Annotated in this window: 17 protein-coding genes; 13 read left to right on the plus strand and 4 right to left on the minus strand. The window is 49.4% G+C overall.

Translation table 11 applies throughout. The features are described 5' to 3' along the window. Window positions 1–130 precede the first annotated feature (130 nt). From gyrA to rcsC, 3 genes are all read left to right on the plus strand, one after another. A complete protein-coding gene (gene gyrA / locus FH968_RS05250; RefSeq protein WP_139878096.1) occupies window positions 131–2,779 on the plus strand; it encodes a DNA topoisomerase (ATP-hydrolyzing) subunit A in 2,649 nt (882 codons plus the stop codon). Between the two features lie 163 nt (window positions 2,780–2,942). Next, the gene (locus tag FH968_RS05255) at window positions 2,943–3,329 is read left to right on the plus strand and encodes an ASCH domain-containing protein (RefSeq protein WP_139878097.1); all 387 of its coding nucleotides are present in this window, start codon (window positions 2,943–2,945) and stop codon (window positions 3,327–3,329) included. A gap of 142 nt (window positions 3,330–3,471) precedes the next feature. Next, window positions 3,472–6,321, plus strand: a complete 2,850-nt coding sequence (gene rcsC / locus FH968_RS05260) for a two-component system sensor histidine kinase RcsC (protein ID WP_139878098.1) — start codon at window positions 3,472–3,474, stop codon at window positions 6,319–6,321. A gap of 108 nt (window positions 6,322–6,429) precedes the next feature. On the opposite strand, the gene rcsB is transcribed toward rcsC, so the two are convergent. Both rcsB and rcsD read right to left on the minus strand, forming a co-directional pair. After that, window positions 6,430–7,080, minus strand: coding sequence for a response regulator transcription factor RcsB (rcsB, locus tag FH968_RS05265; RefSeq protein WP_139878099.1), 651 nt, complete (start codon window positions 7,078–7,080; stop codon window positions 6,430–6,432). A gap of 16 nt (window positions 7,081–7,096) precedes the next feature. Next, window positions 7,097–9,754 (minus strand): phosphotransferase RcsD, encoded by a 2,658-nt coding sequence (gene rcsD, locus FH968_RS05270; protein ID WP_139878100.1) that lies wholly within the window; start codon window positions 9,752–9,754, stop codon window positions 7,097–7,099. 867 nt (window positions 9,755–10,621) lie between these two features. Here rcsD and FH968_RS05275 point away from each other — a divergent pair. The 9 genes from FH968_RS05275 (at window position 10,622) to modC (ending at window position 20,575) form a co-directional block, all read left to right on the plus strand. Continuing rightward, a complete protein-coding gene (locus FH968_RS05275) occupies window positions 10,622–11,716 on the plus strand; it encodes a porin OmpC (RefSeq protein ID WP_139878101.1) in 1,095 nt (364 codons plus the stop codon). Between the two features lie 139 nt (window positions 11,717–11,855). After that, window positions 11,856–12,896 (plus strand): FAD:protein FMN transferase ApbE, encoded by a 1,041-nt coding sequence (gene apbE / locus FH968_RS05280; RefSeq protein ID WP_139878102.1) that lies wholly within the window; start codon window positions 11,856–11,858, stop codon window positions 12,894–12,896. Between the two features lie 81 nt (window positions 12,897–12,977). Next, window positions 12,978–14,048 (plus strand): bifunctional DNA-binding transcriptional regulator/O6-methylguanine-DNA methyltransferase Ada, encoded by a 1,071-nt coding sequence (gene ada / locus FH968_RS05285; protein WP_139878103.1) that lies wholly within the window; start codon window positions 12,978–12,980, stop codon window positions 14,046–14,048. Next, window positions 14,048–14,689 (plus strand): DNA oxidative demethylase AlkB, encoded by a 642-nt coding sequence (gene alkB / locus FH968_RS05290; RefSeq protein ID WP_139878343.1) that lies wholly within the window; start codon window positions 14,048–14,050, stop codon window positions 14,687–14,689. Before ada ends, alkB begins: the two co-directional genes overlap by 1 nt. An 84-nt stretch (window positions 14,690–14,773) precedes the next feature. Then, complete coding sequence (locus tag FH968_RS05295; protein ID WP_139878344.1) at window positions 14,774–16,420, plus strand: multidrug ABC transporter permease/ATP-binding protein; 1,647 nt, start codon at window positions 14,774–14,776, stop codon at window positions 16,418–16,420. Window positions 16,421–16,501: 81 nt separating this feature from the next. Continuing rightward, a complete protein-coding gene (mgtE, locus tag FH968_RS05300) occupies window positions 16,502–17,929 on the plus strand; it encodes a magnesium transporter (protein ID WP_139878104.1) in 1,428 nt (475 codons plus the stop codon). Between the two features lie 122 nt (window positions 17,930–18,051). Next, a complete protein-coding gene (gene modA, locus FH968_RS05305; RefSeq protein ID WP_139878105.1) occupies window positions 18,052–18,825 on the plus strand; it encodes a molybdate ABC transporter substrate-binding protein in 774 nt (257 codons plus the stop codon). Beyond that, on the plus strand, window positions 18,825–19,517 hold the full coding sequence (gene modB, locus FH968_RS05310) for a molybdate ABC transporter permease subunit (protein ID WP_139878106.1): 693 nt from the start codon (window positions 18,825–18,827) through the stop codon (window positions 19,515–19,517). Before modA ends, modB begins: the two co-directional genes overlap by 1 nt. Next, window positions 19,517–20,575 carry a molybdenum ABC transporter ATP-binding protein ModC gene (gene modC / locus FH968_RS05315; RefSeq protein ID WP_139878107.1) on the plus strand — a complete coding sequence of 353 codons (1,059 nt, stop codon included), beginning with the start codon at window positions 19,517–19,519 and terminating at the stop codon, window positions 20,573–20,575. Before modB ends, modC begins: the two co-directional genes overlap by 1 nt. 37 nt (window positions 20,576–20,612) lie before the next feature. Here modC and FH968_RS05320 read toward each other — a convergent pair whose 3' ends face one another. Further along, window positions 20,613–21,431 (minus strand): pyridoxal phosphatase, encoded by an 819-nt coding sequence (locus FH968_RS05320; protein ID WP_139878108.1) that lies wholly within the window; start codon window positions 21,429–21,431, stop codon window positions 20,613–20,615. 142 nt (window positions 21,432–21,573) lie between these two features. On the opposite strand from FH968_RS05320, the gene pgl reads away from it, so the two are divergent. Next, window positions 21,574–22,572, plus strand: a complete 999-nt coding sequence (gene pgl / locus FH968_RS05325) for a 6-phosphogluconolactonase (RefSeq protein WP_139878109.1) — start codon at window positions 21,574–21,576, stop codon at window positions 22,570–22,572. 70 nt (window positions 22,573–22,642) lie between these two features. Here the strand turns inward: pgl and FH968_RS05330 are convergent, their stop codons facing one another. Then, window positions 22,643–23,941 carry a putative acyl-CoA thioester hydrolase gene (locus FH968_RS05330; protein ID WP_139878110.1) on the minus strand — a complete coding sequence of 433 codons (1,299 nt, stop codon included), beginning with the start codon at window positions 23,939–23,941 and terminating at the stop codon, window positions 22,643–22,645. Window positions 23,942–24,001 lie beyond the last annotated feature (60 nt).

Below are 24,001 nucleotides of genomic sequence, written 5' to 3' on the forward strand. Positions count from 1 at the left end.
GCGGGAGTATATCAGCCAATTCCGACGAATAAAGCTATTCGCAAATGTGTTCTGGTTTCCCCACAGTAGGGCGATTGTGTTATAATTTGCGACCTTTGAATCCGGGACACAGTAGAGGGATAGCGGATACATGAGCGACCTTGCCAGAGAAATTACACCGGTCAACATTGAGGAAGAGCTTAAGAGCTCATATCTGGATTACGCGATGTCGGTTATTGTCGGCCGCGCACTGCCAGATGTCCGCGATGGACTCAAGCCGGTACACCGTCGCGTACTTTACGCCATGAACGTATTGGGCAATGACTGGAATAAAGCGTACAAAAAATCCGCCCGTGTTGTTGGTGACGTAATCGGTAAATATCACCCGCATGGTGATACTGCTGTCTATGACACTATCGTGCGTATGGCGCAGCCATTCTCATTGCGTTACATGTTGGTAGATGGCCAGGGTAACTTCGGCTCTGTAGACGGTGACTCCGCCGCTGCGATGCGTTATACGGAAATCCGTATGTCCAAAATCGCGCATGAGCTGATGGCTGATCTCGAAAAAGACACGGTAGACTTTGTCGATAACTACGACGGCACCGAGCGCATTCCTGATGTTATGCCAACCAAAATTCCTAACCTGCTGATAAACGGTTCGTCCGGTATCGCAGTAGGTATGGCAACTAACATCCCGCCTCATAACATTACTGAAGTGATCAACGGCTGCCTTGCGTTTATTGAAGACGAAGACATTACCGTTGAAGGGCTGATGGAATACATCCCAGGCCCGGACTTCCCAACTGCGGCAATCATCAATGGCCGTCGTGGCATTGAAGAAGCGTACCGTACCGGTCGCGGAAAAATTTATATCCGTTCGCGTGCAGAAGTCGAAGCCGATGCTAAAACGGGTCGTGAAACCATCATCGTTCACGAACTCCCATATCAGGTCAACAAAGCGCGTCTGATCGAAAAAATCGCCGAACTGGTCAAAGAGAAACGCGTTGAGGGCATCAGTGCCCTGCGCGATGAATCTGACAAAGACGGGATGCGCATTGTCATCGAAATCAAACGCGATGCAGTGGGCGAAGTGGTCCTGAATAATCTTTATTCTCAGACTCAGCTTCAGACCTCCTTCGGTATTAACATGGTTGCGCTGCACCAGGGCCAACCGAAGATCATGAACCTGAAAGACATTCTTTCTGCGTTCGTGCGTCACCGTCGTGAAGTCGTTACGCGCCGTACCATTTTCGAACTGCGTAAAGCGCGTGATCGTGCGCACATTCTTGAAGGTCTGGCGATCGCTCTGGCGAACATCGACCCGATCATCGAACTGATTCGTCATTCTCCAAACGCAGCAGAAGCGAAAGCTGGCCTGATCGCCCGTTCTTGGGATCTGGGCAATGTTTCCGCGATGCTGGAACGTGCAGGCGATGACGCTGCGCGTCCTGAATGGCTGGAACCTGAGTTCGGTATTCGTGACGGCCAATATTTCCTGACCGAGCAACAAGCACAGGCGATTCTGGATCTGCGTTTGCAGAAACTGACCGGCCTTGAGCACGAAAAACTGCTCGACGAGTACAAAGAGTTGCTGGAACAGATTGCTGAATTGCTGCACATTTTGGGCAGTGCTGAGCGTCTGATGGAAGTGATCCGCGAAGAACTGGAAGCCATGCGCGATCAGTTTGGCGACAAACGTCGTACTGAGATCACCGCAAATACCTCTGATATCAACATTGAAGATTTGATCAACCGCGAAGATGTGGTTGTGACTCTGTCCCACCAGGGCTATGTGAAATATCAGCCGCTAACTGACTACGAAGCACAACGTCGTGGTGGTAAAGGTAAATCTGCAGCACGTATTAAAGAAGAAGATTTCATCGACCGTCTGCTGGTCGCCAATACCCACGATACCATTTTGCTGTTCTCCAGCCGTGGCCGTCTGTATTGGATGAAAGTTTATCAGTTACCGGAAGCGAGCCGTGGTGCGCGTGGCCGTCCAATTGTGAACTTGCTGCCACTGGAAGCTAACGAACGTATTACTGCGATTCTGCCAGTGCGTGAATATGCCGAAGGCGTTAACGTGTTTATGGCTACCGCCAGCGGTACCGTGAAGAAAACTGCGTTAACTGATTTCAGCCGTCCACGTTCTGCGGGCATCATCGCCGTTAACCTCAACGAGGGTGACGAGCTGATTGGTGTTGATTTGACCGACGGTAGCAACGAAGCCATGTTGTTCTCGGCTGCGGGTAAAGTGGTGCGCTTCAAAGAAGATGCCGTTCGTACCATGGGTCGTACTGCAACTGGTGTTCGCGGTATCAAACTGGCGGGTGAAGACAAAGTTGTTTCCCTGATCATTCCACGCGGTGAAGGTTCTATCCTGACCGTAACGCAGAATGGTTATGGTAAACGTACTGCGGCTGAAGAGTATCCGACTAAGTCGCGTGCGACTCAGGGCGTTATCTCCATCAAAGTTACCGAACGTAACGGCAGTGTCGTTGGTGCGGTGCAGGTGGAAGACACCGACCAGATTATGATGATTACCGATGCCGGTACTCTGGTTCGTACTCGCGTTTCCGAAGTGAGTGTCGTTGGCCGTAACACTCAGGGCGTTATCCTCATCCGTACTGCGGAAGATGAAAACGTTGTGGGTCTGCAACGTGTTGCAGAACCGGTTGATGAAGAAGAACTGGATGCCATCGACGGCACCGTTGCTGAAGGTGATGACGAAATTGCACCTGAAGCAGAAAGTGATGACAATACCGACGATGCAGCAGACGACGAAGCGGACGAATAATCCGAATTTGTGGTTTGATATGACTCGTTGTCGCAAAGGTTGACACTTTCAACCCTAAAAAACGCCTGATGCATTGCATCGGGCGTTTTGTATTTTAATACCCTGTACTATTCTGGTGAATACAGGTCTGGTGAATTTAAAGCTCAATTAATAAGGCGAAACAATGGCAATTCCTGAGAAGTATGAAGATGTAGAACGCTGGGCGTTCGGTGATACAGAGCAACAGGCAGATGAACTGGTCAAATTGGTGTTGGATGGTGTGAAAACGGCTACCTGTGCCAACCTTGATGGTGAAGGGATTGCACAGCCGGGTGACATCTTTGTGGTGGTGGATGGCAAGAATAAGCCGGTTTGTTCGATAGAACTGACCACGGTGGAAATGACCACTTTTGAGCAGGTAAATGAAGCTCATGCTTTGGCAGAAGGTGAGGGTGACCGGACGCTGGCTTACTGGCGCACTGAACATAAACGCTTTTTTGAAGAGTACGATCTGTTCTCACCAGATATGACACTGGTGCTGATGCACTTCAAGGTTATCGAAAAGTTCTGATTGTTTTGCTTCATGCCTGGAGTCATCCAGGCTGAGTAACCACCAGCAAATTGCTGGTTCTTTCTTTGCCGTTGCGGGCTGCCATTTTTGCGGCTACCTTAACGGCATCCAAAGTTTTGCAATTTCCACGACCAGGCTCAATTTGAAATATCTTGTCTCCTTTCGCACTACGCTAAAAGTCTCCCGTTACCTGTTCCGGGCTCTGGCTTTATTGCTTTGGCTGTTGATTGCACTCTTTTCGGTGTTCTACATCGTGAATGCCCTACATGAAAAAGAGTCAGAGATTCGTCAGGAATTTAACATCAGCTTTGATCAGGCGCAGCGTTACATTCAACGTACGTCTGATGTAGTCAAAGAGCTAAAATACATCGCGGAAAACCGTCTTACCGCCACCAATGGCGTATTACCGACTATTGAAAACGATGATAACAAAGTCGACCCGCCGAGTTTCATGCCGCTGTTCCCAGACTCCGACTGTTCAGCCGTCAGTACGACATGGCGCACTTCATTACAATCGCTGGCGTGGTTTTTACGCTATTGGCGCGACAACTTCTCTGCGGCCTATGATCTCAATCGTGTCTTTTTAATTGGCGGCGACAATCTCTGCATGGCGGATTTCGGGCTGCGTGAAATGCCTCTTGAGCGTGAAAAAGCGCTGAAAGCATTGCATGAACGCATCATGAAATATCGTAACGCGCCGCAAGATGAACGCAGTAATAGCATTTACTGGATTGGCCAGGGTGCTCGTCCAGGTGTGGGGTATTTCTACACGCTTACTCCTGTTTATCTCGCTAACCGTTTACAGGCGTTGCTAGGTGTTGAACAAACCATTCGCATGGAAAACTTCCTTTCGCCGGGTTCAATGCCGATTGGCGTAACCATTCTTGATGAAAACAGCCATCCGTTGATTTCACTTACCGGCCCGGAAGCGCGTATTGAGCCTGAAAGTAAATGGGTGCAAGAGCGTTCATGGTTTGGCTACACCGCAGGTTTTAAGCAATTTATTCTCAAGAAGAACTTACCGCCGTCATCAATGAGCGTGGTGTACTCCGTACCTGTGGATATGGTGCTTGAGAGTATCCGCATGCTGATTCTCAATGCCGTGCTGCTAAATCTTCTGGTCGGGGTTGTGCTGTTCACCCTGGCACGCATGTATGAAAAACGGATATTTATTCCCGCGGAAAATGACGCCCTACGCCTGGAAGAACACGAACAGTTCAACCGTAAAATAGTGGCTTCGGCCCCGGTGGGGATCTGCATTCTGCGCACTCAGGATGGGACTAACATTCTGAGTAATGAACTGGCACACAACTATCTCAACATGCTGACCCACGAAGACCGGCAGCGGTTAACGCAAATTATCTGCGGCCAGCAGGTTAACTTTGTCGATGTGCTCACGAGTAGCCATACAAACTTGCAGATTAGCTTTGTCCATTCTCGTTATCGCAATGAAAACGTGGCGATTTGCGTGCTGGTGGATGTTAGCGCACGCGTCAAAATGGAAGAGTCGCTTCAGGAAATGGCACAAGCCTCTGAGCAGGCGAGTCAGTCAAAATCCATGTTCCTGGCAACGGTGAGCCACGAATTACGCACCCCTCTGTATGGCATAATTGGTAACCTTGATTTGCTGCAAACCAAGGAACTGCCTAAAGGGGTGGATCGCCTGGTTACGGCGATGAACAACTCTTCGAGTCTGTTGCTGAAAATCATCAGTGATATTCTCGACTTCTCGAAGATTGAATCAGAACAGTTAAAAATAGAGCCGCGCGAGTTCTCACCGCGTGAAGTAATGAGCCACATTACCGCGAACTATTTACCGCTGGTGGTGCGTAAACAACTTGGCCTCTACTGCTTTATTGAACCGGATGTACCGTTGACCCTGCAAGGCGACCCGATGCGTTTGCAGCAGGTGATTTCCAACTTGCTTAGCAACGCCATCAAATTTACCGATATCGGCTGCATTATTTTGCATGTCAGCGTTGAAGGAGATTATCTCTCTTTACGTGTACGCGACACGGGCGTGGGCATTCCGGCCAAAGAGGTCACGCGCTTATTCGATCCGTTCTTCCAGGTTGGCACCGGCGTGCAGCATAACTTCCAGGGCACCGGGCTTGGCCTTGCTATCTGTGAGAAGTTAATCAGCATGATGGATGGCGATATCTCCGTTGATACTGAAGTCGGCATGGGTAGCCAGTTCACCATCCGCATTCCGTTATACAGTGCGAATTATGCCGAGCAAGAGCAGGTGGAAGGGTTGGTGAACAAACGGTGTTGGTTGGCGGTGCGTAATGCTTCGCTGAACCATTATCTGGAGTCTTTGCTAGCCAGAAACGGTATCGACGCTCATCAGTATGAAGGGGAAACACCGGATAGCGATGATATTTTGATAACCGATGATGAACTGGAAAAAGTCTGGGAAGGGCGCGCGGCGATTATTTTCAGCCGTCGCCATATTGGTATTCCAATCGAAGCATCACCGGGTTGCTGGCTACATAGCCTTGCAGCACCTCATGACCTCATGCTGCTATTGGGCCGTATCTATAGCGTTACTGTTAATGTGCCGGGTGCGGATTGCGCAGCACCTGTACCTTCAGACAACAATGAACAAAACGATGACATGATGATCCTCGTTGTCGACGATCACCCTATCAACCGGCGTTTATTGGCCGATCAACTGGGGTCATTGGGTTATCAATGTAAAACGGCGAACGACGGTGTAGATGCTCTCAATGTGTTGAGCAAAAATCATATCGATATTGTGCTCAGCGACGTGAACATGCCAAATATGGATGGCTATCGTCTGACACAGCGAATTCGTCAGTTAGGTTTGACGTTACCGGTCGTAGGTGTCACAGCAAATGCACTGGCAGAAGAGAAGCAACGTTGTCTGGAGTCGGGAATGGATAGCTGTTTGTCGAAACCGGTGACGCTGGATATCCTCAAAAAGACGGTGGATCTTTATGCAGACCGCGTTCGTAATAGCAGGGGGTAGTGCGTTAATTAATTGAAAAATGGTGGATGTCGCTTGCGCTAATCCACCTTACAATAACTTTCTCGTTGGTCGGATGAGCATTGCGCATCCGACACACTGCCTCAGCGTTTATTCTTTATCAGCCGGGGACAGACTTACAGAAGAAAGGTAATTCAGCAGGGCGATGTCATTCTCCACGCCCAGTTTCATCATTGCAGATTTTTTCTGGCTACTGATGGTCTTGATACTGCGGTTCAGTTTGCGCGCAATTTCGGTGACCAGGAACCCTTCTGCGAACAGGCGTAATACTTCGCTCTCTTTTGGAGATAAACGCTTGTCGCCATAACCGCCAGCACTGATTTTTTCCAGCAGACGAGCAACGCTCTCTGGGGTGAATTTTTTACCTTTCTGCAATGCTGCCAGCGCTTTGGGTAGGTCAGTTGGCGCACCTTGCTTCAATACAATCCCTTCGATATCAAGCTCTAATACCGCACTCAAAATAGCAGGGTTGTTGTTCATCGTCAGAACGATGATAGAAATGCTAGGGAAGTGACGCTTGATGTACTTGATAAGCGTAATGCCGTCGCCGTATTTGTCGCCAGGCATTGAGAGATCGGTTATCAAAACATGGGCATCAAGCTTTGGTAAGTTATTGATAAGCGCTGTGGAATCTTCAAACTCGCCGACAACATTCACCCACTCGATCTGCTCGAGTGATTTACGAATGCCGAACAGGACAATCGGATGGTCGTCGGCAATAATTACGTTCATACTGTTCATGTAATAGGCTACCTTGCTACAGCAAACTCTTGACGTAAGCGTCAATATCGCTGGTATATTTTTGTATGTTGGTAGCATCACTTTCACGAATGTGATGCTCTAACGTTTCACATAACTGCTTGCCGGGTATCAGATTGAGCATTGCAAACACCCCCTTCAATCGATGAGCTGTCTGCGCTAATGCTGCGAAATCATGCGCCGCAGATTCAGTATACAATCTCCTAACATCTTCCGGTACTGTGTCGACAAACAGCGCGTAATAGCCACTGGCATGAAGTTGCGCATTTTCATCGCCACCTAACGGTGACTCCGAAACACCCTCTTGCGCCAGTTGCTCTTCTATCAGTTGTAACACCGCATCCTGCATGGCATTACTGATATTAAAATTAACCCGGAACTGGCCTGGGCCTAGTTTCCGCATTCCGTTCTCATCATCGCTTAAAAGCAAACCCGAAGATGTAAGATTAGACGGATTATCTGTCAGGAAGATATCAAATTCTTGACTTGCCAGTCTTTCATCCGGCGTTATGCACTGCGCACCCCAATTTTCCAGCAGGCGAGTGACGATATTTCGTACTTCATTTGAGGTGATATCAACCATCGCCACCACATCATCAAGTAGCTTTTCTTCTTGCTCTACATTCTGCGGTTCAGCGGTCATCTTGATGTGCAGATTATAGCGTGTACCAATGCCCTCACGAGTTTTGATATTCAGATGCCCGCCCAGTTTGCGTGACAATTGGTCACAGAGATAGAACGTCAATCCGTTAGCTTGCCCGTAACGATCTTCACTGGTTTCGTTAAGGAACGGGAAATGAAGATTGTCGACTTCACCGTTGCTGATGCCGTCGCCGGTATCCAGAATGCGGAACAGCAGGCGGTCAGGACCGGACTCTTCTTCTGTGATATCCAGCGTGATTTTACCAATGTGGGTCGTTGTCACCGAATAATGAAGTAATAACTGCAGGACTTTACGCAGTGCTTCGCGGTCGCCATGACGTTCTTCATCCGCTGCCAGGTGATTGTTGATCAGCAGTTGCAAGCCTTTGCGCTTAATAATCGGCAGCATCTCCAGCGCAACTTCATCAATTAATGGCTGGATGGCGAACTGCGTAGCATTGGTTTTCCATACATCGGTTTCCAGCATATTCAGTAACTGAATTTCATCCACCAGACGCAAAATATTTTGTGCTTCATTGGCGACAGACTGTGCTTCTGGCGAGTTTAGACTGCTTGCATGTTCAGCAATATTTTTCACCGGTTGCTGTAACGCTTCACCAATGTGTTGCATGAACGTAATTCGCCCCTGCTGATTTTTTTCATATAAGCGCTGGGCTTGTTTGAGTTTTTTGTTCACCAGAATCTCGCGATCCTGATCGCGAATCACAAAGATTTGCGTACGTGGTGCGATCTGGCTGCGGAACTGGCGAATCTCGTAGAGTTCATTGTTGATAGTCGCCTGAATGACCCCCTGATGCTGGTCGGCCATGGCAATAATATTTTGCAGATTCAGGTGCGGCAGCAGATGGTCGGCAATTTTATTGCTGATGACCGTGCGATTTGAATCCAGGTTATGCACCAACAGGCCAAGTGGCAATTGCGCGACAATCTCTTCATTTAATGCACGTAAGATTTGTAATTCGCCATTGTCGTTTTGCACTTCGGTAGGGCGCGCAGCATGTTGGCGGAAAGTCGTGAAACCAAATAACGCCAGTGCCAGCAGGCCAATATTGATCAATAGCGGCAGTAAAATATTCTGCAAGGTGTCCATCAGCAAGGTGCCAAGCGGCACCTGCCACACCAGATTAAGCTGAGTTGTAGCAAGCGGGGAGGCTATTTCAATTTTCGTACCATTAAAGTTAATGGTGACGCTATCAGGGCCTTCTTTATCTGAGCTATTGACTGGAAGCTGGGCATCATTATTTTCCAGACGGAAACTATCCAGCGACATTGTCGGCGGGATCAAATCGTTGATAGGTAAATCAAACGCCACAACGGTTGCCAGATGGCCCGGCTGGTTAAAGGTGGTACGAAGAGTAAAGTAGTGGCCGTTTTGCCATGCCAGATTGCGCAATGGGGAAAAGCTTTCACGTTCATCCAGTGCGTTTGCCTGCTGAAGCATTTCAGCGCGACGGGAGTCAACTATCGAACCCACACCGCTTTCTTTAAGACCGGATGAGAGATCTTTGAGCGGCAAAGTAGAGACCAGGATCATGCTGTTATCCTGACCGTTTAAATAGTACATCGACCACGGGCTATTTTCAGCACCCCACAGCGTATCAAGATATGTGGAGATCCGTTGGGTCATATCCAGCGTTGAGCTATCGTGGGAACCAAAAATCAGGGCTTCAGTTTTGCGGCGCGGTTTTTCTAAATAGTAAACATCCTGGCGCAGGCGCGTTTCCTGTAAACCGTCACTTGCCGGTGCCGTTGACACAGCGATGTTGTCATAAATTTGCCAGGTGGCGTAACGATAGGTATCAACCCGCTTATGCAACGCATGGGTGATATCAATAATCTGGTAGCTCTTATCTTTCAGCCAGGTGTTGACGGCGCTTTGCACCATAACGCCCATCGCCACCAATAACACCACGATTAATAAAAAGAAGAAGCGCGTGATATTGCCGGGGATAAGCGAGAATTTATTAGGGATCATACTGTCTGACTGACTCATTGTTAGTGCGCAACCCGGCGAGCATTCGCCACTTAAAAAATCGACTGTTCTGCCAGCAGGCAGGCATTGTACAGGCTGGAGCTGTAAACAAAAAAACCGCATACCTGTAGATAAGAATACCTGTATCAGGCTCTGGCGTCATTGATTGTGTTGAAAACCCAACGAGTATAATTCGAAATTCGCACTTTTCCAGGCTGTTGATAATTCGCCAAAATAACAGGCATAAATGGGATATATTTTCACCAATCTTCTGAGGTGTTTTTGTACAAATTTATTTCACCTGTACAATTATTTTTTTTGAAATAGTTTTCTATTCCTGAGTATCACTTCTAAGCAAATTCTCGTATGGCTAAGCTGGTTTTGAAGGGTGGGCAGGGAGGATTTATTAATAGTCGTTACTTTTTGGCAGGAGTAGCACAAAATGGTTAAAGTTACGTAAAGAAGCGTAAAAAAAAACCGGATGCAAGCATCCGGTCCAAAATAGGGGTAAACAGACATTCAAAGTTGAATGACGGTAATAAATAAAGTTAATGATGATAGCGGGATGTATTTTATATATAAATGACAGGTGTGTTTTATCATTCAGTGCTACGAATGTTAATTTTACATATCTTACTGTTTTATCTATTCATTTTATTTTTTTTGACGATTAGTGCTTGTATTATTGTCTTTTCGTGCTGAAAAAAGTTCCCTCATATTTACATTTTGAAACACCTATATAGATAAATGAAACATCTATGTGGTTTTAGTATCATATTCGGATTGGATTAATCTGTATTTGTTTTGGACAATGGGTTAGCCGACTGATTGGAAAAACAATCAGTAAGCAGTGGCATATAAAAAGGCATATAACAGAGGGTTGATAACATGAAAGTTAAAGCACTGTCCCTCCTGATTCCAGCATTGCTGGTAGCAGGCACCGCTCATGCGGCAGAAATTTATAACAAAGACGGCAACAAATTAGATCTGTACGGTAAAGTAGATGGCTTACATTACTTTTCTGATGACAAAGGTGCTGACGGTGATCAGTCCTATATGCGTCTTGGCATCAAAGGCGAAACTCAGATTAATGACCAACTGACTGGTTACGGTCAGTGGGAATACAACGTTCAGGCTAACAATACTGAAGGTAGTTCTGATCAAGCATGGACTCGTTTAGCCTTCGCCGGTTTGCGTTTTTCTGACTACGGTTCATTCGACTACGGCCGTAACTACGGCGTTGTTTACGATGTAACTTCATGGACCGACGTTCTGCCAGAATTTGGCGGCGACACCTACGGTTCTGACAACTTCCTGCAGTCTCGTGCTAACGGCGTTGCAACTTACCGTAACACCGACTTCTTCGGTCTGGTTGACGGTCTGAACTTTGCTCTGCAATACCAGGGTAAAAACGGTAGCGTTTCTGGCGAAGGTTCCACCCAGAATGGTCGTGGTGTCTTGAAACAGAACGGTGACGGCTTCGGCGGTTCCCTGACTTATGATCTGGGCGAAGGTTTCAGCCTGGGTTCAGCTATCTCTAGCTCCAAGCGTACCTCTGAACAGAACAACGGTCAGTGGTTAGGCGAAGGCGACCGCGCTGAAACCTATACTGGCGGTCTGAAATATGACGCTAACAACGTATACCTGGCTACTCAGTATACTCAGACCTACAACGCAACTCGCGCTGGCGACCAGGGCTTTGCTAACAAAGCACAGAACTTTGAAGTTGTTGCTCAGTACCAGTTCGACTTCGGCCTGCGTCCTTCTATTGCTTACCTGCAGTCCAAAGGTAAAGACATCGAAGGTTATGGCGATCAAGACCTGCTGAAATATGTTGATGTTGGCGCGACTTACTACTTCAACAAAAACATGTCCACCTATGTTGATTACAAAATCAACCTGCTGGACGAAAACAACTTCACCCGCAACGCTGGCGTCTCTACTGATGACATCGTAGCACTGGGTCTGGTTTACCAGTTCTAATTACTGCTCTCGCAGAATTAGATGTGAAAGGCGCCTTAGGGCGCCTTTTTTACGTCTGAATCCTCAACAACCGTTCACTTTTAACCACATTTTTTGCCAATTGGTGTACCCTTTTTCGCTCAAACAGGAGAGACAAACAATGGACTTACGATTACTACGCTATGGCCTGTTTGCCATAGTATTGGGCGCACTATCAGGCTGTGATAACCCAACGGCTAAAGGCAATACCGGCATGGTGCTGGAAGGCAAAACCATGGGGACATATTGGCGTGCCAGCCTCGCGGGAGTGGACAATGCCCGCCAGAATGAATTGCGTGAAAAAATTCAGGCGCAATTAGACGGCGACGATCGCCTGTTATCGACCTATAAAAAGGATTCTGCATTATCACGCTTTAACCAGTCGCCATCGACCGAGCCTTATCCGGTTACTGAAGCGATGAGCGATATTGTGACCATGGCTTTGCGCATCGGCGCAAAAACAGACGGAGCAATGGATATCACCGTTGGCCCACTGGTGAATCTCTGGGGATTTGGCCCGGATAAACAACCCATTAAAACGCCTGATCCGGCGCAAATAGACGCCGCGAAAGCATTAACGGGTTTGCACCACCTGACAGTAATTAACCAGGCTGGTAAGCAGTGGTTACAGAAAGATCTATCAGGTTTGTATGTTGATCTTTCGACGATGGGCGAGGGTTATGCGGCCGATCATCTGGCGCGCCTAATGGAACAAAATGGTATTAGTCGTTATTTGGTTTCTGTTGGTGGCGCTGTTGTGACGCGAGGTACCAATCCTGATGGTAAAGCCTGGCGGGTGGCTATTCAAAAGCCAACCGACCGTGAAAATGCTGTGCAGGCGGTGGTTGATCTCAATGGACATGGCATCAGCACGTCAGGAAGCTATCGAAATTATTATGAGCTGGATGGCAAGCGCCTGTCGCATGTCATTGATCCGCAAACAGGGCATCCAATTCAGCACAAATTAGTATCTGCGACGGTGATTTCAGCTACCGCAATGGAAGCCGATGGTTGGGACACTGGCCTAATGGTTTTGGGTACCGACAAAGCAAAACAGGTTGCGGAAAAAGAAGGGCTGGCGGTTTATCTGATAACCAAAGAAGGTGACAGCTTTACCACCTGGATGTCGCCGCAGTTTAAGACTTTCCTGTTAAGCGAGTAAATTAGAAAGCAAGATTGCGGGTTTCACTGCGCGGTGAAGCTGTCAAAGTCGTATCGTGACAGCAAAACAAAGGAGCCAGTCATGAAAGATCTTTTTGACAACGCCACCGATGAAAGCCGCTGGCAGGCCGTGGAAACCCGCGATAGCCGTGCTGACGGGCAGTTTATTTTTGCGGTTAAGACAACCGGAGTTTGCTGCCGTCCTTCTTGCAGCGCACGCCATCCGCTACGCAAAAATGTGGTTTTCTTTAAAACCGTAGCAGCGGCAATCGACGCAGGTTTTCGTCCGTGCAAACGCTGCCAGCCAGACAAACTTGCGCCGGAACAGCAGCGTATCGACCGCATCACTCAAGCCTGCCGTATTCTCGAAACCAGCAGTGAGCCGGTGGTTCTTGCTCAATTAGCCGCGCAAGTTGCCATGAGTCCATTTCACTTTCACCGGCTTTTTAAGCAAGTCACGGGATTAACACCTCACGCCTGGCAAAAAGCGCTGCGAGCAAAACGTCTGCGCGAACAACTGACGCAAGGTGAACTCGTCACTCGAGCAATTTTCGATGCGGGTTATCAATCTGGCAGTAACTTTTACCAGCAAGCGGACGAGGTGTTAGGGATGACGGCTAAACAATATCGGCAGGGTGGAGAACGCACGATGATTCAGTTTGTGGCGGGTTCTTGTAGGCTGGGTGAGTTTGTGGTCGCACAAAGTGAGCGGGGTATTTGCGCCATACTCTTAGGGAATGATGCGCAAGAACTGGTTCATGAACTGGAAATGTTATTCCCACATTCTTCCTTAAAAGCGGGCGACGAAGCTTTTGCCCGGAATGTGGCGCAGGTCGTGAGTTTCCTTGAACACCCCGGCCAGCATTTTGCGCTGCCGCTGGATATTCAGGGCACCGCGTTTCAGCAGCAAGTCTGGCAGGCATTGCGCGATATCCCCGCAGGCCAAACGGCCAGCTACCGCGACATTGCCCAGCGCATTGGTAAACCGCAGGCGGTGCGTGCCGTGGCGGGTGCATGTGCCGCAAATAAACTGGCGGTGATTATTCCCTGCCATCGTGTTGTGCGTAACGACGGTGCGCTTTCTGGTTACCGTTGGGGTGTTGAACGTAAGCGCCAACTTCTTGATATTGAGGCCGAACAGCGGGAGGAATGATGCTCGATTTATTTGCCGATGAAATGCCATGGCAAGAGCCGCTAGCGGAAGGGGCGGTGATTCTACGTCGCTTTGCCTGTGCGGATGCGCCGCGACTTCTCGCGCAAATTGCGCAGCTCGCTGCAATCTCCCCTTTTCGCCAGATGGTGACGCCTGGCGGGTACACTATGTCTGTGGCAATGACTAACTGTGGCGAAGTCGGTTGGACGACTGACAGACATGGCTATCTTTACTCCACGATGGACCCGCTGACATCGCAACCCTGGCCTGATATGCCGGGTATTTTCAAAAAATTATCAGACGCGGCCTCCACTGCTGCGGGATATCCCGATTTTGCGCCCGATGCTTGCCTGATTAACCGCTACGCACCGGGGGCAAAACTTTCGCTTCACCAGGATAAAGACGAACTAAACCTGCAAAAGCCGATTGTCTCGGTATCTCTTGGCTTACCCGCTGTATTTCAGTTTGGTGGGCTTAAACGTAACTTTCCGCTAAAAAGAGTCATGCTTGAACATGGCGATGTAGTGGTATGGGGTGGGCCTTCACGACTGTTTTATCATGGTATTTTACCGCTTAAAGCAGCGCTCCATCCTCTAACCGGCGAATACCGCTTTAACCTCACATTCCGTCACACTCGATAAAGCGAATATAAATAAGAATTATTCTTGCTGTTAGGACGTTGGCGTTTAAACTGCTCGCTGTTTTCGATTTACGGGTAGTGAATGATGGAACTTTTGCGTGTGGTTTACCGGCAATATCGCTGGCCTTTCTTGATGGTGATGGCACTCAGCCTGCTCAGTGCAGCACTGGGTATCGGGTTGATCGCCTTTATCAATCTACGACTGATCGAAACGCCTGATATTTCCCTTTCGGTGCTGCCTGAATTCCTCGGCTTGTTACTGCTATTAATGGCGGTGACCCTGGGCTCACAGTTGGCACTGACCACTCTTGGCCACCATTTCGTCTTCCGCCTGCGCAGTGAATTTATTAAGCGCCTGATGGATACCCACGTCGAGCGCGTTGAACAGCTTGGCAGTGCAGCACTTCTGGCCGGTTTAACCAGCGACGTTCGCAATATTACTATTGCTTTTGTGCGCCTGCCTGAACTGGTTCAGGGCATTATTTTGACCTTCGGTTCAGCAGCCTATTTGGCGTGGTTGTCGCCAAAAATGCTTGGCGTGACGGCGATATGGGTCGCAATAACCATCTTTGGTGGCTATGTGCTGGTAGCGCGTGTCTATAAACACCTGGCGCACCTGCGTGAAGTTGAAGACCAACTCTATAACGATTATCAGACTGTCATTGAAGGACGCAAAGAACTGGCGTTAAACCGCGAACGTGCTGAGCGCGTGTACGAAGACATCTATACTCCGCACGCCACAGATTACCGTCGCCATATCATTCGTGCCGATACCTTCCACCTGAGTGCTGTGAACTGGTCGAACATTATGATGCTCGGCGCCATCGGTCTGGTGTTCTGGATGGCGAACAGCCTCGGTTGGTCAGATACCAACGTTGCGGCAACGTTTTCCCTTACGCTGCTGTTCTTACGCACGCCGTTGCTGTCGGCGGTTGGTGCGCTACCCACTTTGCTGACAGCTCAGGTGGCGTTCAACAAACTCAATAAATTCCATCTCGCACCATACGAAGCTAATTTCCCACGAAGCCTTGAGCCTGCCCGCTGGCAAACGCTTGAAATGCGTGATGTGGTATTCCAGTACGGCGACAACACGTTCTCCGTAGGGCCGCTGAACCTTAAAATTGAACGTGGTGAATTGCTGTTCCTGATTGGTGGAAACGGCAGTGGAAAATCCACCTTAGCGATGTTACTGACTGGGCTTTACCAACCGGTATCCGGTGCTATTTACCTGGATGGCAAAAAGATTGATGCCAGTAACCAAAACGATTACCGCAAACTGTTCTCTGCGGTATTTACTGACGTCTGGCTGTTCGACCGTTTGCTTGGCCCGCAAGGTAAACAGGCTAATCCAGAACTGGTTGCCGGCTGGCTTGAACGCTTGCAAATGAACAACAAGCTGGAGCTGGAAAACGGTACCATTCTCAATCTGAAACTCTCTAAAGGGCAGCGCAAACGCGTGGCATTATTGCTGGCACTGGCAGAGGAACGTGACATTATTTTGCTTGATGAGTGGGCCGCCGACCAGGACCCGCATTTCCGCCGCGAGTTCTACCAGACGCTGTTACCGTTAATGCAGCAAATGGGCAAAACCATTTTCGCTATCAGCCATGATGACCATTACTTCATTCATGCCGACCGCTTACTGGAAATGCGACAAGGTCAGTTGAGCGAATTAACCGGTCATGAACGTGAGCAAGCATCACGCGATGCGGTCGCCCGAACCGAAAGTTAATCAATAAAACCAGCCTTAATCGGCTGGTTTTTTGTTTTATGCGCTATAACTAAGCTCGTCGCAATTAGGGAAAACTGCCAGATGTCAGTCACTCCAAAGTACAGCACTAAACAGCGTGCGCAAGACCGAGCCCGAATCCTCCAAATTCTGTTAACCAATAAAGCGGTTGCCACTGGCATTCTGAGCAAGTCGCCGCCACCTGACTCACAAACCCCTGAGCAAGATATTTCAGAAATAGTCACGCTGGTGGCAAGACTGCCTGCAGCCGATCTTGCCGATGTGTTGGAAGCCTTGCCGACAGAAGAACGCCATGCGTTATGGAGCCTGGTAAAAGAAGACCAACGTGGCAAAGTGCTGATTGAAGCCTCTGAAACCGTCTGGGACGATTTGATTGATGGGATGAGCGACAAAGAGTTGCTCAATGTCATTCACCCGCTGGATATCGACGATCAGATTTACCTCGCACAATATCTGCCTCGTGACTTGATGGGGCGCTTGCTGGCGACCTTGCCGCAAGAACAACGCGCTCGCGTAAGACAAGTGCTGCACTTTGAAAAGCACAGTGTCGGCGCGATCATGGATTTCGAAGTCATCACTGTGCGGGCTGATGTCACGCTGGCGGTAGTGCAACGTTTCCTGCGTTTACGTGGCAAAGTGCCGCAAAACACCGATAAAGTTTTTGTGACCACGCGCGACAAAACACTACTTGGTGAACTGGGGTTAACCACAATTTTGTTACACGCGCCGCAGACGTTGGTCGCAAACGTAATGGACGACAATCCCACCTGTTTCGCCCCTGAAGACAACGATGAAGCCGCTGCGCGTACCTTTGAACGTGATGACTTAGTCAGTGCGGCAGTTATCGACAGCAGCGGCAAACTGATTGGCCGCCTGACCATTGATGAAATCGTTGACGTGGTTTACGAAGAAACCGATACCGATTTACGTCGAATGGGTGGCTTGAGCGCTGAAGAAGATGTGTTCGCACCTGTCAGCAAAGCGGTAAAAGCCCGTTGGGCATGGCTTGCCTTAAACCTGTGCACTGCGTTTATTGCATCCCGGGTTATTGGTATGTTTGAACATACCATTTCCCAACTGGTGGCTTTGGCTTCTCTGATGCCGATTGTTGCGGGTATTGGCGGCAACACAGGAAACCAGACAATAACCATGATTGTGCGGGCGCTCGCCCTGCAACATATTCAGCCGGGCAACTTCTCATTCCTGGTGCTCCGTGAGCTGGGTGTTGCCTTGTTTAACGGTATTATCTGGGGTGGAGTAATGGGTTGTGTTACCTGGTTACTTTACGATGATCTTGCTTTAGGTGCCGTAATGACGCTGGCAATGGTGCTTAATCTGTTGGTTGCTTCATTGATGGGCGTTTTGATCCCGATGGTTATGACGCGCATGGGAAAAGACCCCGCGGTTGGCTCAAGCGTGATGATAACTGCTATCACCGACACCGGCGGGTTCTTTATTTTCCTCGGGCTCGCGACGATCTTTTTGCTCTAGTCCTGGTGGAGTGAACATTCGTGGAAGGTAAACTTTCCGCTGATCCTGCCGATAAGTTCTGTAATTTAGCGCCTTGCATCGTTATATTGTGTAGTACATAACGAAACTCAGTGGAGTAAAACATGGCTAAGCAGTGGGTACGTCTGGCATTAGGCGCAGCATTGAGCGTCAGCCTCGCAGGGCAAGCATTCGCCGATAACAGCAAAATTACCGTTTTTGCAGCAGCATCTTTAACCAATGCGATGCAGGATATTGCAACTCAATATCAGAAAGGCAAAACCGTCGAAATCGCTTCTTCTTTCGCTTCATCCTCAACGCTTGCACGCCAGATTGAAGCAGGTGCACCTGCTGATTTATTCATCTCTGCTGACCAGAAATGGATGGATTACGCAGTGAGCAAAGATGCGATTAAAGCTGACACACGCGAAACTCTTCTCGGTAACAGCCTTGTTGTTGTTGCTCCTAAAGCCAGTAAAATTGGCGATGTGGCGATCAATGCTAAAACAGACTGGACGGCCTTGCTGAATGGCGGCCGCCTGGCAGTTGGTGATCCAGACCACGTTCCAGCGGGTATTTACGCTAAAGAAGCGCTGCAAAAATTAGGTGCCTGGGATACGCTTTCGCCGAAACTTGCTCCGGCTGAAGACGTACGTGGCGCGCTGGTGCTGGTTGAACGTGATGAAGCACCACTTGGTATCGTTTACGGTTCTGACGCGGTGGCAAGCAAAGGCGTGAAAGTAGTGGGTACATTCCCTGAAGATTCGCACAAGAAAGTGGAATACCCGATTGCCATTGTAAAAGGCCACGACAACCCAACGGTTAGCGCGTTTTACACCTATCTTAAAGGACCGGAAGCTGCAGCTATCTTCCAACGTTACGGATTTACGACAAAATAATGATATTGACCGATCCCGAATGGCAGGCGGTACTGCTGAGCCTGAAAGTCTCAACCCTTGCGGTGCTGTTTAGTCTTCCTTTTGGGGTCTTCTTTGCCTGGGTGCTGGTGCGTTGCCGATTCCCAGGTAAAGCCTTACTCGACAGTATTATCCATCTCCCATTAGTTCTTCCTCCGGTGGTTGTCGGCTATTTATTGCTGATTGCAATGGGCCGACGTGGTGTTATCGGAGCCTGGGTTTACGACGTCTTTGGTATCACCTTTGCGTTCAGTTGGCGCGGTGCCGTACTTGCCGCAGCGGTGATGTCCTTCCCGCTGATGGTCCGCGCGATTCGCCTGGCGCTTGAAAGTGTGGATATGAAACTCGAACAGGCCGCACGCACGCTGGGTGCTGGTCGCTGGCGCGTATTCTGCACTATTACACTGCCGCTGACCTTGCCTGGCATTATTGCTGGAACAGTGCTGGCATTTGCGCGTGCACTTGGTGAGTTCGGTGCGACCATTACCTTCGTTTCGAATATTCCTGGTGAAACCCGAACCATTCCTTCTGCAATGTATACCCTGATTCAAACGCCCGGTGGTGAAAGCGCTGCGGCGCGTTTGTGCGTGATTTCTATTGTGTTGGCACTGGTGTCTTTGCTGGTGGCGGAATGGTTAGCGCGACAGAGCCGTAAACGGATAGGGGCACTCTGATGCTGGAGCTGAATTTTGTTCAAACGCTGGGCGACCACCGATTAGTGATTAATGAAACCTTACCGGGGCAGGGAATTACTGCTGTATTTGGTGTTTCTGGCGCTGGGAAGACCTCGCTTATTAATGCTATTAGCGGCCTGACTCACCCGCAACAAGGTCGAATCGTGCTTAACGATCGCGTATTGAGCGATGCTGAAAATAAACGTTTCCTGGCACCTGAAAAACGCCGCATTGGCTACGTATTCCAGGATGCGCGTCTGTTCCCGCATTATCGTGTTCGTGGCAACCTGAAATATGGCATGCCAAGAAGTGCTGCCGGGCAGTTTGATAAACTGGTCGCTCTGCTGGGCATTGAACCGCTGTTGGAACGTTTCCCGTGGAGCCTGTCCGGTGGTGAAAAACAGCGTGTGGCGATTGGCCGTGCATTGTTAACTGCGCCAGAGTTGCTGCTGCTTGATGAGCCGCTCGCCTCGCTGGATATCCCGCGTAAGCGCGAATTGCTGCCGTATCTGCAACGTCTGGCACGCGAAATTAATATCCCGATGCTTTACGTTAGCCACTCTCTGGAAGAAATCGTCCATTTGGCGGATAAAGTGCTGGTGCTTGACGGCGGTGAAGTCAAAGCATTTGGCAATCTGGAAGCGGTGTGGGGCAGCAGTGTGATGCACCCGTGGTTGCCAAAAGAGCAACAAAGCAGTGTGCTAAAAGTCACCGTAATGGAGCACCATCCGCATTATTCGATGACCGCACTGGCGCTAGGTGACCAGCATCTGTGGGTGAATAAACTGGATAAACCGCTGCAATCGTCATTACGTATTCGTATTCAGGCATCGGACGTTTCTTTGGTTCTTCAACCCCCGGTGAACAGCAGTATTCGTAACGTGCTGCGTGCAAAAGTCGCACAGTGTTTTGACGATGAAGGGCAGGTTGAAGTGCAGTTGGAAGTGGGCTCAAGAATATTATGGGCGCGCATAAGCCCGTGGGCGCGTGATGAACTCTCAATAAAACCAGGCCAGTGGCTGTATGCGCAAATCAAAAGTGTTTCGATAACTGCATGATTGATAGGCGGGTACGCACGCTTACCCGCCTAAAAGACTACAACAAATACTTATAAATCGTTTCGGCAATTCCAGTCTCAAGATTGGTACCAATCACCAAATCTGCACGCGCTTTAATTGCGTCATCGGCATTACCCATTGCAACGCCAAGCCCGGCAGTTTCCAGCATACTCAGGTCGTTAAAGTTATCACCAAACGCAATCACCTGGCTCATTGATAAGCCTTGCGACTCAACCCATTGCGCCAGACGTTTGCCTTTGCTGTTGCCGGTTTGCGCGACATCAACCTGATCGTGCCATGACCACTCGCAAGCCAGGCCAAGCTGCTGTTCAACCACCTGGACAAAATCTTGCAATTTAACGGTGTCTTCATCGGTCAGGGCAAACTTCCAAATTGCGTCCACGTCATGTGCAGCTTGGCGTAGTGAGTTCACATGGCGGAACACTGGACGCTGAGCTTCAGGCAGTGATTTGGCCCAGTTTTCAGTACGCAAGACGTGCCCGGTTGGTTCCTGATACAACATCGCATCATCGACATACATCAACCCATGAACATTGTGGGTATCAAGCAAGTCAATCAACTGGTTAGCCTGCTGAGGTTGCAATGGATCGGATGAAAGTACCTTTTTCGCATGATAATCATACAAATAAGTACCATTGCAGCAAATTGCAGGTGTATCCAGAGTCAGTGCCTGATAAAAAGGATGGATGGCAACGTGATGACGGCCCGTCACAATGACAACTTTCACGCCAGCGTCACGTGCGCGTTGTAAAGCTGTCAGTGATTCAGGAAGAATGGTTTTTTGCGGCGTGAGTAACGTGCCGTCAAGATCAAGGGCGATTACGCGATAAGTCATTAAAGGTTCCAGTCAAATTCAGAATCATAAGGCCTGTGCCGATGTTACACCGCTTGCGGCGTTGTTCAAAATGGCAACACGAAGCGGCAAAACGCACTACCCTTGTGACTATTACTCAAGACGTTGGGAGGAGAGAGATTTCATGAAACAAACAGTCTATACCGCCAGCCCGGAAAGCCAGCAAATTCACGTCTGGCAACTTAATCAAGCCGGTGAGCTGACCCTCGTGCAGGTGGTTGATGTGCCAGGCCAGGTTCAGCCGATGGTCATCAGCCCTGATAAACGTTACTTGTACGTTGGTGTGCGCCCTGAGTTTCGCGTTATTGCTTACCGCATCACTCCGGACGATGGCACGCTCACCGAAGCGGGTGTGACGGCAATACCGGGCAGTCCAACACATATTTCTACTGACCATCAGGGCCGTTTCCTGTTCAGTGCCTCTTACAATTCGGGCAGCGTAAGCGTTGTAAGTCTGGGTGCCGATGGCAAACCTTGTGAAGTTGTCGATACGGTTGAAGGGTTAGAAGGTTGCCACTCAGCCAACATTACCCCGGACAACCGCACGCTGTGGGTTCCTGCTCTGAAACAAGATCGTATCTGCCAGTTTACTTTGTCTGATGACGGCAAACTGGTCGCGCAGAATCCGGCTGAAGTGATCACCGTTGAAGGAGCTGGGCCGCGCCATATGGTGTTCCACCCGAATCAACAATACGGCTACTGTGTTAATGAATTGAATGGCTCTGTGGATGTTTGGGAGCTGAAAAACGCCTACGGCAAAATTGAATGCGTGCAAACGCTCGATATCATGCCACCAGACTTCTCTGACACCCGCTGGGCAGCAGATATTCACATCACGCCTGATGGTCGCCATCTTTACACTTGCGATCGTACCGCCAGCATCATCACGGTATTTAGCGTGTCAGAAGATGGCAGCGTACTGGCGGTGGAAGGTTATCAGCCGACTGAAACCCAACCACGCGGCTTCAATATTGACCACAGCGGTAAGTACCTGATTGCAGCCGGCCAAAAATCGCATCATATTGCGGTTTACCAGATAACGGGTGAGCAAGGTTTGCTGGAAGAAAAAGGCCGTTATGCCGTGGGGCAAGGGCCGATGTGGGTAGTCGTAAACGCGCACTAATCGTTTGATGATTAGGCATAAAAAAACCTCGCGATTGCGAGGTTTTTTGTTCTAAGCATAACGCTTATGTTTATTCAGCAACGACCTGGCTGCCTACGCCACGGTTGTTGAATTCCCACATGCGGTTTGCATTAACGTCATTCAGATCGCGCTGGATTTCGCCTTTCTCGCCTTTCGTACCGATATTGCCGGTAAACGGACGCTTAGAGCCTGCGGCATCGGCCCAAGGTTTCGCAGTGTTGAAACCTTCGTTGATCACGCTGTCACGAATAACAACCTGGCCATTGGAAGTCTGGCCTGCGGTATAACCGTTTTCGCTGGCCTCAACATCCCATGCACGGCCCAGTTGGGCGACGTTATCGCCAGCAGCGGTGAAGCGGCTATTGATGGCCAGGAAACCGTAATAAATATTCGGCAACGTAGCAGGTGCAAACACGGTGCCTTCTTTTGTACGGCTGTTAACCAGACGGAAGTCGGTATTTTCGAACACCACAGCACCACGACCCGAAGCCACATCTACATCGCCTTCAATGTAGCTGTTAGTGACTAAAGTACGGGTCTGGCGGTCATTTAACAGACGGTTTTGCACATCGCTGTTAGTAACGAAGAATGTGTTCTGACGGCCCAGCAGGTGAACATTGTTCAACTGGACTTTGTCGCCGTCGGTACGCAATGCTACGGCCTGATGGTTACCCGCATCAACGCTGTCACCCAGGGTGTTCGCGATGGTCAGGTTTTGCATCTGCAAACCATTGTTCTGTGACCAGACAGCGGCAGAACACATGATGCCTACGGTGGCATTGCGCTTGCTCTGGCAGCTGTCAAACATGTACCAGGCTGGTTTACCCGGCATATATTTGCCTGATGGGTTAACCGCACGACGCCAGGTATTCACATCGATTTCTGAGTCCAGCGGCATAGTGATTTTTACATCGCTGGCATTATCCGTTGTGCCGTACAAAGTCACGCTACCGGAACCGGCTGGAACATAAACTGTACCGACATATTCGCCTGGCTGAATGGCGATGTACTGGCGAGTGTTGCTGTGTTTCATCATCGCGGCATCAACTGCAGCCTGAATCGACGTATGCGTTACACCTTCGCCACCGGCGGCACCGACAACAAAGTCAGGCTGCTGCGGAACACGAATAGATGACGGCGCCCACGGCGCTTCATCTTTATTCTTAGAAGAGAAATAACGTGTCTGAACAAAGTTCTGCGCTTCATCGGACGATAAAACGGGACGAGACTGAGTTCCTGGCGCCACTTGCGTAGAAGGGCGGTCTTCCGGAGGTGTTGAGCTACAGGCAGACAAAGCCACAGCAAAAGCGAGCACGGCTGCCCGACGAGAAACCGAAAATGTGTTCAAGGCTTGCTCCTTGCAATGCAAATAAAAATGGGGGGATCTGAAAGTCTGCTTTTTTATACT

Origin of the sequence: Buttiauxella sp. B2 (assembly GCF_006376615.1) — a bacterium.
Lineage (GTDB): Bacteria > Pseudomonadota > Gammaproteobacteria > Enterobacterales > Enterobacteriaceae > Buttiauxella.